The sequence below is a fragment of the Limnomicrobium aquaticum genome (assembly GCF_040545545.1).
GTDB classification, from domain to species: Bacteria; Pseudomonadota; Alphaproteobacteria; order Rhizobiales; family Rhizobiaceae; genus Ensifer_A; species Ensifer_A aquaticum.
Genome location: NZ_JBEPMB010000011.1, coordinates 1 through 12,628, shown reverse-complemented (window position 1 = coordinate 12,628; position 12,628 = coordinate 1). Strand labels below are relative to the sequence as shown.

Genomic DNA, 12,628 nt, shown 5'->3' with positions numbered 1-12,628 from the left:
GCGCCGCTTTGATGCCAAACGGGTAAGGAGATTCCATAAGGATGCCATTGTCATTGACCTCGTGTTCTACTCGCCTGGGCAAAGCGAGCGCGAACCGCGCGGCGGCCGCCGTGACTTCCGCGACCCGACGGTCACGGCTGGCCGGGTGCGCCTTTACCCGTCAAGCGAGATTAAGCCGCTTTCGCAGATCCGCATTCTCCGCTCGCAGCTTTTCGGAAAGCTGCTTGCGCAGGCTGCGGTTTTCATCTTCAAGCCGCAGAAGCTCCGCCATGTCGTCGATTGGATCCGCCGGGGTGATGGGTGGTGCAGCGTCCGTCGTCTTGCGCGCGCGATTAAGAGGCTTGCTTTTAGCAGGACCTGCAGCCGGGATCGCATTGGCTTTTCGGCCGCGTTTCTGCTTGCCGGCTGTCGGAGCGATGTTGTCTGGTGCCGCATCCACGACCTGTGACGGATTCGCGCCCGCCGCGGCCTTTACGGTTCGCGGCTTTCGCTGTTTAGCCGGCGCGAGGGGCGCCACGATGGGGGCCGGCGTGTTCGTTTCCGCCACGGTTTCATTTTCGTCGGGCATGTGGATCTCCTCTGTCGCCGATGCATTGTTCTGCTGCGCCAGCGCCTGTGTCAACACCGGCTCTGCCGAACTGCCCTGCCCTTGAGGCGGATTGACGTGGAAGGCTTCCCCGTCCTCACCCGGCAACGAAAATGCACCTCCGTCTGCCTGCCGAGCCACCGACTTCAAATCGATGTCTCCCCAGATCGAATTCGGCTGGCGCTCTGCTTTGCGCCGCCCGGGTTTGTACTCGACGGTGAAGCTGTGGTTGGTTTTTTTCACGGGATGATGCCTCAATATCTGAGGCTTCTGTACCAGCGATCCAGGGGAGATCGCAAGAGCGCGGCGAGCGCGCAATCAACACCGGGCAACGCGGTATTTGCTCCCGCCGCCAAGCGTGCCGAGCGGTCCGCGGCGGCATTCGATCTTGGAGGCCAAGACGAAACACGCAGGCCTTGTGTCAGGGCCGGACCTAGATACCAGTTCCATTCGGCCAGATCCTCGTTCCGATCGTCCGGCGCGAACGAAGTCGCCGGAAGCCGCTCCGCTCGCTCTGCAATGCGCCGCGACGTGTCGGCACACACCTCGCTTTGGCTGTTGCGGTCGGTCGCCGCAACGAGGATCTCGAACCGACAGGCAAGATCGCTCACCGCCAATTCCGCTGCTGGCGACCATCCTCCCTCGGTGCTCGCAAAGAGAGTATCGGAGCGCTCGTGTTCGATGACCTCGAGGCTGAGTGCGTCGATGGTGGCTTCGGTAATGCACAGACGAACTGCGGCCTGACTGCCAGCCGAGGAGAAGCCGCGCCATCCCGACCGCGCACTTCCCAGCCACAAATCTTCCGGTCGAAGTGCGATGACCAAACCAAGCGGTGCCATAGGGCCCCTCCCGGATCAGCCCCTGATGCAGGGCACACTGCAAGAGGCGGCTAGGAATCACCCTGATATCGTTGAGCTAGCGATAAGCGGGAATGCCTTGGTGCAGCGTCGGACGGCTGGACCAGCGTTCCGAGATCCAAATTCTGGCCGTTGGTCGCGATGGTAGACGCAAGGGCGCTCCTGATGCCGGAACGCCGGTGAGCGCACCAAATGACCTGAGGGTCGCGGTAAAATCGTCGGGCAGGCCGAAGACATCTCTTCGCTCGAACAACCACCCTACGCTCGCTTCTTCTGATCGGATTGCGATCATGACATTGCCACATCATGGCTCGGCTAATAATTTTCGTCCGGACATTCTTGGGGTTTGAGGATCGTGTTTCGCGCTCGCGATGACCCTTGAAGCCCGAAACCGGGTCTCTCGCCAGAGGGAGACGGCGCTATGGAACTGTGGGGTATTCGTACCCGAGCCATCGACGTTGAACGATTAAGCCGCTTCACAGTCACTTGTGAACAGAGCATGGCCTGAGCGGCCGACCGCAAGGCTGTGTGGTTTTTCATTTATCGTAAGATTCTGCTTCCACCAAAACCATACGGTAAAGCGACACATAGGATGAACCGGGGCAGTTCGCGCCTGTATGTACATAGCAGACGAATTTCAGGCCGCCATAGCAACGGGGTGCCGAGGATTTCAAGCCTACCTGCGCGTTGTCCGCGCACGACTGACCGATCTTCTTCACCTGTCTCGCCAGGCGAGCAGCTTGATCATGTGTTTGTCGACAGTGTAAGGCCGACCCGGTGGCCGCGCGCAGGGTTAATCCGTGACCGACAGACGGCCCAGACGCCTTCACGGGCATGAAGGATGATCAGAGTCCCAAGAAATACGTCGCACCCGGGGGACCAAGAACCCTCTCTCGGTTATGAACGTGCTCTCGGAGCGCTGCTGAACTCGAAGGCTCTGCGGCGACGTAGACCGTTGACCAACATCGGCGAAAATTGAGCAATTTTCGTGGTTTCACGCGGTTAGTCACGACTAACGACCAATGAGCTCCTGCCAGCGACGCCAGTTGAGCAACCCCAGCGAGCCAACCAAGGCACCTGTCTCCCGCGTGATACTCTGAGAACTGAAAGTTGGACCGCTTTGAGTGTTTCGGACCGTGCTAGCGCTAGAATTTACCAAAGCTCCACACCGCAACTCTACAACCAGGACTAAACTTCCCCTCCTCCGGCTTCCAATATCGCAGTGCCTGTATTGCAGTAGAACGAACCTTGCCGCTAAATCGCAAAACTCGTAAGGTTGGACGACGGAACGCCACGCAGCCCAGAAACACCCGCTATTTCAGTCGTTTAGCGTAGTTAGTCGCAACTAACGGCGATTTACACCGCTTTAAGGAGCTCGCCAGCATTGTTGCGGAGTAGCGCCATGATGACCGGGCCGAGAGAAAACTCACCTCGCTCGGTTCGCCGCGTGAGATCTCGCAGATATCCACCTGGGGAATTGATCATATTTGCACGCTCAAGAATGCAGCCGACCGCGACTGCGGCATTCTCCGGTCCCATGACCTCGCACGCGTCTTGGTAGCCGGACGGGCTGATCCCTAGCATCGACCTCACCACTACAGCGGCCGACATGAGGTCGCGCCAGCTTCCGATCGCCCCGCCCGGCCCATAGTCAGCCAGTTGCTTGCAGGCCTTCAACACGACACCAAGAGGGAAAGCCTTCAGCGGCTCGACCTTTGACCTGCCGGGTTTACTCTGCTTAACGCCCTGCTCTTTTTCAGAGCTAGGTTCAGATTCATGGAAGGATTCGGGATTTGAACTCTCTATGTGCTGCTCAAATTGAGCATCATTGGTGCTATTAAATTGCAAATTGTGCTGGTTGCCCAATCGATTAATGATCTCCTCGCGAAGAAGCCCCATCTCGTCCAGAGCCGCCGCTACGTCTTCCACGGTCGGGGAGCGAGGGATGCGAGCAACGAGTTCGACATAGATTGCTTCAATGGCTGCCCAGTCGCCTTGGGCGCCTTCCCCCATTGCTGCAGAAATCAACTTGCGAACGTCACGGCGGCAGATCGTCAGGTTCTCCTTGGCTTTTCTGAACGCAAGCCGCGCCGCAACGACTTTCTGCGCAATGAGAGCCAATTCTTCGGATCGGGCGAGCATTGGTGAGAGATCAAAGCCGAAAGCATTTTCGATTTCACCAGCATTATTTTTGCGCGCGAAGCGTTTCCCGTTGGCGCTGTCCTTCCGAACGATTAGCCCGGATTCCACCAGCAATGCGAGGTGACGGCGAAGGGTTGCTCCGGCCATTCCGTGGGCGCGCAGGATCAGTTGTGCGTTCGACGGAAACACCACCAACTGTGCCTCCTGGCGCAACTCGTTTTCTGGATAGAAACTTAGCAGTGCGTCGAGCACAGCGAGGCTGGTCGACTGCAGGCCGAGCGTTTCCCTGGCCTCTGAAGCGTCCCGGAAGACCTTCCACTTTTCGACCGATTTTCCCGCCTTGATCTCTCGTGTAGCGACCTGTCGCTTCACGAGAGCAAGCGTCATCGACCGCCGCCCGAAGGGCGTCGTCACACTTCCTGTCTGCATCGTCTTTCACCTTTCAGAAGGCAAAAGAAATCGGCTCACCAAATCAGTGCCAAGACTCTTGACGAATATGCGTGGAAGTGCGATTCTCAGGTTGCTTAGATCTGAAAGAGGTTTCCACGACGGCGACGTTTTGGGGGCCTTTTTCTTTTTCCGCTTAATCTCCGTTGTTCAACTGGTCTTGACTGCTGTTCCTGGAGCGATGCTCCTCGAAGAGCGCTGGTAAACGCTCCAGGACGAAGGCGGCGAAATCGGGCATCTCGCGCCGATCGATTGACAGGTCCAACTTGGTTTTGCTCTTCGTTACCTGAGCCAGACGGAGCCCCGTGGGCGTTGTCAGGAGATCCGGTAGTCCGCGCTTCGTCGGCGCAGGTTTGAGGCTGGCGACGAGCGACTTGAACCGGTCGGGCGAGGGCAGGGCTTTCGCCTCGGCCGATCGCAAGAAAGTGGAAGCCTGTTCAAGGTCACTCTCGCGGGTGAGAAGCTCGGCGAGAGCCACCCAACTTTTCAAGCCAATCCCGGGTGCCGGGCCGATCGCATCGACGATATCCGTGGGGATCCGCGTCACCACGGACAACATGTTCGAGAGGTCGCTTTTGTAGACTGACAACGCTGCCATCACGACATCTCGTGAAAATTGCCCGGTCAGCCGGGAGGCAAACCGCGCCTTTTCGATGAATGTCAGGTCCTGGCGTTCATTGTTCTCCTGACCTTGGGCAATTACGAGCTGCTCGTCGGTCAGGTCCCTGACAACCGCCCTGACGGGCCGGTTGAGTTCCGAGACTGCGCGCAAACGACGGTGACCAAATGCGACTTGATAACGCCCTGGCGCCTCGGGGTGAGGGCGCACCAGAATAGGGATCTGCTGGCCTTGTTCGCGGATCGCTTCAACAAGACCGGCAATATCACCGGGCATGCGGTCCTGTACGAAAGATGGATCGATCGTACCTGTATCGAGCTCGATGATGGTCTGGCCTTCAGCCAAGCGTTTTTCGATTTCTTCGGCGCGCTCGAACCTCGCCTTACCTTCGGCAAAAGCGCCGCCAACCTGGCTGGTGAGACGCGAGGATGCCGCTGTCGTCCCCTCCGCTGGCTGGGAGCCTAAGAGCGGAAGAATGCTCCGGCTCTTGAGCGGTCTTTCAACCGGGGTAGCTGCGGCAGCGGTTGGCTTAGGGGTACGGAGAATGTCCTTCCTGCTCATGATTTTCTTCCCCATGCTTTCTTGATCAGCGACTCGATCTCATCGTTGACATTGTTCATCGCCTCCAGCGCGCGATCGTAAGTGGCCCGGGTGAACTGGCCTCTCTCCACCTCGAAAAGGGTCTGGTTCGTGAGACCGGCATCGGAAACGGCCGTCGTCTTCAGCATCGGGAAGTTTAGAACATTTTCTCCGAAAATTGCCCTGAGATATCCGACCATCTGGTTCTGTGGCCCATCACTCGGCTCGAACCGCGTCACGAGATAGCGCATCCAGTTATAGTCGAAGCGCGCACCGTGCGATGAGATTTCCCGAAGCAGATCCGATGTCATCGACAAGAACTGGTTCATCGACATAACGTCGAGCATCTGCGGATGCACTGTGATCAGAACGGAGGTAGCTGCGGTCAGGGCGGAGAGGGTCAGGTAGCCCAATTGCGGCGGGCAGTCTATCACCACGACATCGTAATTGGGTGCGACCTGATCAAGGACTTCGCTGATCCTGTGAAAGAACATGGTATCGCCGATCTTTCGCTTCATCAGCGCCCGCGGCGTGTCGTGTTCGAACTCCATAAGTTCGAGGTTGCCGGGGATCAGATGAAGATCAGGAATGTAGGTCGCGCGAACAATTTCGGCCATTGGGCGAGCGTCGTCGTATCGAATCGCACCATAAAGCGTCTCGTTTACGCCGACATCGGTTTCTGGCTGGTTGCCAAAGAGTGTGGACAGGCTCGCCTGTGGGTCAAGATCGATAGCGAGCACCCGGTAGCCCCGTAGCGCGAGATATTGGGCCAGATGCGCGGCCGTCGTGGTTTTGCCGGACCCGCCCTTGAAATTCATGACCGAGATAACCTGCAACGCTTCACCCTCGCGGCGATGTGGCAGATAGCGGCGATTGCCACGGCCCACCTGGTCGAGATGCTTGCGGATCCTGTGCATGTCCTCGACGGAATATGACCGGCGGCCGGTCGGACTGGTGCTAACCTGCAGATCCTCTAGCTCGTTTGCGAGCTGACGGAGATATACTTCTTTCACGCCGACGAGCTTTGCTGCCTCCGCCGGCTGAAACGTGCGGATACCTTTCTCCGCCGTGGGGGGAAAGGTCGCGAGTTGATGCTCTTGCAGTTGCGCCGACAAGGAACGAGAATGGCGCTCGATCAAGCCCATCAAATCTTCGTCTTTTGGCGGTAATTTTGCAGCGATTTTGGGCATCCCCGGACCTGATTTCTTGAAATAGCGCTTCTGAGCGGAAATTCCTAATCACTCCGCTGCTTGCAATAAGCATCGATTCTAACAGGCTGGCAAGCTATTTAGGGTTAACAAAGCCTTAATGACCACGGTCGCTCAGGCCAAGAGATCTCAACATTCTTATGCAACAACAAACGGTTATAGGCACCGTAACTCGGGATCCGGGTTTCAGCCGTACACTGGAATCTTTGAAACAAAAGGCGGAGGGGACCCTTTTGTGCGGTGGCGACGACCCATCTGGCAACTCAGATTAGCGTTCCCGAGTGCCGATGATGAGAATCATCACCGCCGGCCAAGGCAGAAAAGCCGCCGCCACACGATGCAGCCCGCCGCATGGCTGCACGAGTTTTGCACGGCTGGACAAGCGACCTGGGCCGGTCGTTCTTCGATGGAGGAGGGGAGGGATCGGGAATGTCAAATAGCAACTATCCGTGATTTATGAAAATCCTCCTCCTCCCGCAGTCAAAGTATACGGGAAGCCCGCCCGCTCCGCCGCGTAGCGTCGTTGTAGTAGCTGGATGCCTGTTGGACAGATCGATGGCGTGATTGCTCCATTGCCTCGGGCAGGGGGATGCCTCGATTGGCGGCCTCGGTCAGATAGCCTGAGCGTAACCCATGCGCCGAAAACTCGCCAGGCTCCAGCCCGGCCGTCGCCGCCCGATGTTTGACGATCGCATTGACCGCACTCGGCTCCAATGCCCGCTTCGAAACGTTGCCCCAGCGATCGATCTTCCGAAATATGCTCCCGCTCTCAACTCTGGCAGCGGTCATCCAGGCGTTCAGCGCATCCACCGGCCGACCGGTCAGATAAACAACCTCATTATGCTCGGAGCCGGACGTTTTGGTGCGACCCAGATGGATGGCGAGAGAGGGGAGGGGAGGGCCGTTTTCTACAGCGATTGGCGGCTCGACCGAGAGCTGCTCCCTTCGCAAACCGGCAATCTCGCTGCGCCGGCGGCCGCCGGACGCAAACGCCACCATCAGGATTGCCTGGTCGCGGATGTCACGAAGGCTGTCGGTGCTGCAGGTCGCAAGCATTTTTGCCAGGACGTCGCCGGTGACCGCCTTGGCGCTCTTGCGCTTCCTTGGCCGCGGCGTTGCCCGCACGGCGAGGCGTATCGCCGTTTTCAGCGAAGGCGAGGAGAAGACACCGGTCAACCCGCGCCATTTCGTCAGCGTCGACCAGCTGGCAAGCCGTCGGCGCACCGTGTTGGGTGCATGCGGGCCGGAGGATCGAAGGAACCGCTGCTCGCGCAGGCTCTGTTCGACGTCAGCTGGCATGCCATGATGAGGATCGATGTCACGCTGGTCAGGCTGCCACAAATGGTGGGCGACAAATTTCAGCAGCAGCGCCTCAGGCGCCGGCCAGGGGAGGGAGGCGCCGGTTGCGGCGAGCGACCAGGCCTGCAGATAGGCAAGGTCGGAGGTAAGGGCGCGCAGGGTGTTTTCGCCCATGCCCTCGTTGACCAGATGGCGGAGTGTTTCGATGTCCTGGTCGGTTAACAATTCGGCCAGTTCGTCGCGCCGGTCGATCGGCAGGACGGCGGCGATCGTGTCGAGTTGTTTGGCGCGGGCAGAGACGAGAACTTCGCTGTCAGTCGCCATGAGCGTAAGGGCCGAGCACGGTTACCCCCTCTTTCCGGGCTGCGGCGGCAAGCTTGCGGTCGAGGGTGGCCAGGGGCACGTTTCTATTGATGGCCAGGGCAAGATAGGCCGCGTCATAGGCACTGAGGATGTGATTGGAAGCCAGGAGCAGGATTGATCCGTCGCCGCCAATCCCTGCATCGTCGAGCGGCAATCGTCGCACCCGCTCCATGCCAAGTAGCGCGCCTCCTGAAGCAATCCGGCCACGCCTTTCCGACATGACCAGAATGTTGCGAATTTCGAACCAGAACAGTGACGGCGCAGGACAGGGCTCCGCAATCGAGGCGATAACGGTCTCGGCCGCATCGCTATACTCTTCCGGTAGCAGCCAGGCCGCTACCAGGGATGCATCAATGACGAAGGACATTATCGGCGACCTTCGTCCCGCCAGGACATGATCTCATCGTGAGAAGAGGGCTTTGCCCGGCCACGGGCGGCCCGCACTTCGTTAACCAGAAGCTGAAGATCGTTTTCCCTGCGGATCCGGGACAGTTTGGCAATCGGGTCGTTTCCGCGCGAGATGATCACGTCTTCGCCGGCTTCTACCCGGACGAGCAATTCGGACAGATGGGCCTTGGCCTCGGAAACCTTGACGGTGGTGCTCATGACGCGCTTCCATATAACGGGTGATTTTGGCCGAGGATAAGGCGGCTGCGGCGGTTGGTCAACCGGTGGATCTACTAACATCCGATAAGGGGTACTTATCGTGAGTGATGGCCCACAAACATTGCCGTTCCCTTTGTGAATCAATAGCCCCGATTGGCTTTCGTTAACGCGACATTTACCATAAAATCAATGGCGTAGGTCTCGCGAAAATCGGCATGACAGGGTACGTGGGGGGTACGTGGGGCAGATTCGGTGGCGTTGCCAATGCATTGGGCAATGGTGGTGGCTGAGCCAGGCCGAAGGAAGCGATCCCGTCGATTACGCCCGAGCGAGAATGATCGCCGACAGGGGCGGCACCGGTTGGCCGGCATTGCCAATCCCAAGCCGGTCACCGAGATAGTGGTAAAAGGACAGTCCAAGCTTCTGGCAGGTCTTCATAAGACCGTGCACGACGTCACGTGCAACACGGCCATCCCGGCTCATCGTGCCGCCAGAGATTTTCCGCTTCGTCACGAGCGTTCGCAGATCGTTTTCCGATGCGTTGGTGTGTAGCGGAATGTCGGGATAATCGAGCACCTTCAACAGCTCGGTCTTCCTTCGAAGTAACCGCGCAAGCAGTTTATCGAGAGCCTCATAACCGGTGCGCAGGCCAAAGATGCGGTCGAACCGTAATCGAAAGCCAGGAGCAGCCTGGGGTGATGGCGTTTGCTTGTAGCCTTTCAGCGCCTTGTAAAACCGCCACACGAGATCGCGGACCAGGGTGAGCGACCGCTCCTCTTTTTTGGTCCCTGGCATCAGCTTTTGCAGAAGACGTTCGGCATGATGGTATGGACGCCCCTTCCGCCGGCGCCCTCGGCGGCAAATAGTGGCCGTGTCAACGAGAGGATTTATCATGCAAGCTCAAAGGGCAGCTTTGCGGATAAATGGCACCTCGATGAGATGGTGGTCATGATCAAAGGCCGGAAATACTGGCTCTGGCGTGCCGTCGATGCTGAAGGCTATGTTCTCGACGCCCTTTTGCAAAGCCGTCGCAACAAAAAGGCAGCGCTGAAATTGATGCACAAGTTGCTCAAAGGCCAGGGCGTGACGCCCCGTGTGATGGTGACCGACAAACTCCGGTCCTACGATGCCGCCAAACGCGATATCATGCCCGGCATTGAGCATCGTTCGCATAAGGGGTTGAACAATCGGGCCGAGAATTCCCATCTCCCGATAAGGCGGAGAGAACTGATCATGATGCGGTTCAAGTCTGCCGCGCAATGCCAACGTTTCGTTTCAAACCACGGCCCGATTTCGAACCTCTTTCTATTCCACCGCAAACATCAAACGGCCGCCGATCACCGAACCCTTCGCACTGAGGGCTATGGCCGTCTGGCGTAAAATCACGCTGCCAAACGCCACATAAAGTTGGCCGCCGCGACACTCTGACCAACCTTCTCAAGTTAAGGCGACGCAGCCTCCGCAAGAATGTCAAGCATCCACATGCCGGCAGACAAACCCCGATCCTGCCGCTATCGCCAATTCTCATTTCAGATATTGATCAAACCAAATGTTGCTGCCTTGGCCACCGCGTGTGTCCTGTTTAGAGCGCCAAGCTTCCGGCTCGCGTTGGTGATATGCGCGACAACTGTGCGCGAGGTGAGCCCAAGCGTGTCTGCGATGTCATCGCTTGTCTTGCCGATGGCGACCCAAGTCAGGACTTCGCGCTCCCTCGGGCTCAGTTCGGGAAAAACCGGTCGTGCCGTACGCAGCACGTGCGCGCGCATGATGGCGTAAGTCGACATCAGATGCAGCAGCGGCTTGGTGGTCGCATCGATATGCGGCTTGGCGGTGCTGGCCATAGAAAGGCAATTCATCGGCGCATCGGAATGGCGCACGGAGAGAGAAAATCCATGCCGCATGCCGAAGTCCGCTGCCCTCTGCATGACAACGCGTCCCTCATCGCTATGGGCCTGAACATGGCGCGCTTCCGACCATTCGAAGGGAAGCCCGGTCGTCACGCTCCATCGAAGAATGGGGTCTTTTTCTGCGTATTTGTGTTCGGTGTAGTGGTCGATCCAGCCGGCGGGAACATCGTCAATCAAAACCTTGAACGGAATATCGGCCGTCTTTGACGGTATGTCGACCAGAGCAATGGCATCGAACCCGAAGTCATGCGCAACGGACGACGACGCCCGCAAAACGTCGTTGAGGTGCTTCATTTGATTGAGCTTGTCTATAAATTCGAAAGCCATACGCCAAAGCGCAGGCGATTCATGGCCTTCTTTCCGCCCCATCACTCCTCCTCAGCGACGTCGCCTGGTTCCGCAGCATTTTTCCACCATCACAGCTTTCAGCCGGATCGCGAGACTTTTCTCAATACTGCTGCGAAAACACGATAGACAGAGCGCCTGCCTTGTAATGCCCCGGTCAATCCGGAGATGTATAAGAACAATCCCGCAGCCCCCAATTGTCATTAACATATCTTTAAAACATCTGGCGACGCAAGTCTTGCGCGAAACAGATCGCTTCGTCGTACGAGCCCTTGACGCGACGCTCGTCAAACAATGCGCTTTGCACCTGCAGCAGATTTAGAGAGGAAATATCGGACGCCACACACAAATTCCTACACCTTCCACAATTTCCGCAGAAAAGCGGTGGTGGCAAAGGCGATTGTCCTCCGCTCGATAATCATCTGAGAAGATGCTCGCACTTTGCTGGAGAGGCGGACGTCAGAGCGCTGTTGCGAATTTGCAGCAGCAGCAGCAAATGCATCGCACCTTGTCATTTCCTACAATAGCAGACCGAACACTTTCTCATTTTAGTTAAATCGTCAGCGACGAGCGGCGAGCCTCCATCCATGGCACGCCGGTCATCGTGTTGACGGGAGGGCTCCTAGGGCCGAAACCATGCGTGACTTAAGCGCATTAAGGCGGCTGTCGTTCGATGAAGATTTTGAAGCTTAGCGCAATAAAGATATTCGTCAGTTTTCTGGTCTTCTTTTTTGCGGCTACTGAAACGAGTTGGGCGCTTTCGCAAGCATGTACGGACATAAATAATGGCCAATGGTACGACAGCAATGCTTCCGGCCAAGTGACCGAGGGAGCAAACGGATCTGCAATTACGCTACCCGCCGGGCAGCTTGTACAAACGCTTTTGGCCTCCAATGGCTTTGCGGTGAACGAAAGGATCAGCTGGACGACAGATAGTACGGAGTCGATCGAACACGCTTTTATGTTAGCTTCTGACGCCACTACGATTGTCGCTTCGAGTACGAGCACGTCAGGAAGTTTTGTTATTACTTCGAGCAACGTTTCAAGTGCCGTTGTTTTTCAGGCCGGGAATTCGTTTTCCACGGTCAGTTCGACCTACAGTGTCACTTGTGCGTCCATAGCATCCGCCTTCGCACCGACCTCCGCCACCGCGCTCAGCCCAACGACGATCATTGCAGGCGGCACGTCCACGTTGACAGTGACGTTGACCAATCCTAACACATCATCGCTCACAGGTGTCGCGGATAGCGTCACACTGCCGACAAACGTTACCGTTGCAGCGACGCCGAATGCTTCAAACACGTGTGGCGCGACCTTCTCGCCCAATTCAGGATCCTCAAGTCTGTCGCTTTCGGGTGGTTCGATCGGTGGATCGGCGAGTTGCGCCTTTCAGGTTGCCATCACCGCCTCGGGCGCAAGCGGTTCTCCCTATACGATCCCCGCAGGCACACCCAGTGCTGCAGGCAGCGGTGCCGGCGTCGCCGGCACCGCTGCCCTGTTGACCGTCGCAACTTCGCTGACGACCACTCAAGTCGTGGGTTCGACGACGCTGACCGCCGGAACGGCGGCGACGCTTTTCACGCCGGTCACGGCCTCTGGCGGAACCGGAACGCTGAGCTATGCTCTCTCCGGCGGCACGCTTCCGGCCGGTCTCGGCTTCTCGACCAGTT

Annotated in this window: 10 protein-coding genes and 3 pseudogenes; 2 read left to right on the top strand and 11 right to left on the bottom strand. The window is 57.8% G+C overall.

Translation table 11 applies throughout. The annotated features are described in order from the left end of the window. Positions 1 to 160: 160 nt before the first annotated feature. From ABID16_RS21645 to ABID16_RS21605, 10 genes and pseudogenes are all read right to left on the bottom strand, one after another. Complete coding sequence (locus ABID16_RS21645; protein ID WP_354558457.1) at positions 161 to 829, bottom strand: transcriptional regulator; 669 nt, start codon at positions 827 to 829, stop codon at positions 161 to 163. A gap of 11 nt (positions 830 to 840) precedes the next feature. Continuing rightward, positions 841 to 1,425 carry a hypothetical protein gene (locus tag ABID16_RS21640; RefSeq protein ID WP_354558456.1) on the bottom strand — a complete coding sequence of 195 codons (585 nt, stop codon included), beginning with the start codon at positions 1,423 to 1,425 and terminating at the stop codon, positions 841 to 843. A gap of 16 nt (positions 1,426 to 1,441) precedes the next feature. Beyond that, positions 1,442 to 1,486: pseudogene (locus ABID16_RS23635) on the bottom strand (hypothetical protein); the annotation flags it as partial. Between the two features lie 1,313 nt (positions 1,487 to 2,799). Further along, on the bottom strand, positions 2,800 to 4,014 hold the full coding sequence (gene repC, locus ABID16_RS21635; protein ID WP_354558455.1) for a plasmid replication protein RepC: 1,215 nt from the start codon (positions 4,012 to 4,014) through the stop codon (positions 2,800 to 2,802). 154 nt (positions 4,015 to 4,168) lie between these two features. Beyond that, positions 4,169 to 5,212, bottom strand: a complete 1,044-nt coding sequence (gene repB / locus ABID16_RS21630; RefSeq protein WP_354558454.1) for a plasmid partitioning protein RepB — start codon at positions 5,210 to 5,212, stop codon at positions 4,169 to 4,171. Further along, positions 5,209 to 6,420: a plasmid partitioning protein RepA gene (gene repA / locus ABID16_RS21625; RefSeq protein ID WP_354558453.1), complete on the bottom strand. Its 1,212-nt coding sequence runs from the start codon at positions 6,418 to 6,420 to the stop codon at positions 5,209 to 5,211. Before repA ends, repB begins: the two co-directional genes overlap by 4 nt. A gap of 498 nt (positions 6,421 to 6,918) precedes the next feature. After that, positions 6,919 to 8,061 (bottom strand): tyrosine-type recombinase/integrase, encoded by a 1,143-nt coding sequence (locus ABID16_RS21620; protein WP_354558452.1) that lies wholly within the window; start codon positions 8,059 to 8,061, stop codon positions 6,919 to 6,921. Further along, positions 8,051 to 8,467: a type II toxin-antitoxin system VapC family toxin gene (locus ABID16_RS21615; protein ID WP_037146307.1), complete on the bottom strand. Its 417-nt coding sequence runs from the start codon at positions 8,465 to 8,467 to the stop codon at positions 8,051 to 8,053. Before ABID16_RS21615 ends, ABID16_RS21620 begins: the two co-directional genes overlap by 11 nt. Further along, the gene (locus tag ABID16_RS21610; RefSeq protein ID WP_354558451.1) at positions 8,467 to 8,706 is read right to left on the bottom strand and encodes a type II toxin-antitoxin system Phd/YefM family antitoxin; all 240 of its coding nucleotides are present in this window, start codon (positions 8,704 to 8,706) and stop codon (positions 8,467 to 8,469) included. Before ABID16_RS21610 ends, ABID16_RS21615 begins: the two co-directional genes overlap by 1 nt. 318 nt (positions 8,707 to 9,024) lie before the next feature. After that, a pseudogene (locus ABID16_RS21605) lies at positions 9,025 to 9,528 on the bottom strand (IS66 family transposase); the annotation flags it as partial. A 78-nt stretch (positions 9,529 to 9,606) separates the two neighbouring features. On the opposite strand from ABID16_RS21605, the pseudogene ABID16_RS21600 reads away from it, so the two are divergent. Continuing rightward, positions 9,607 to 10,111 (top strand): annotated as a pseudogene (locus tag ABID16_RS21600) (IS6 family transposase); the annotation flags it as partial. Between the two features lie 124 nt (positions 10,112 to 10,235). Here the strand turns inward: ABID16_RS21600 and ABID16_RS21595 are convergent. Further along, a complete protein-coding gene (locus tag ABID16_RS21595) occupies positions 10,236 to 10,982 on the bottom strand; it encodes a LuxR family transcriptional regulator (RefSeq protein ID WP_354558449.1) in 747 nt (248 codons plus the stop codon). Between the two features lie 649 nt (positions 10,983 to 11,631). On the opposite strand from ABID16_RS21595, the gene ABID16_RS21590 reads away from it, so the two are divergent. Further along, the coding region (locus ABID16_RS21590) for a DUF7933 domain-containing protein (protein WP_354558448.1) at positions 11,632 to 12,628 on the top strand (997 nt) is incomplete at its 3' end.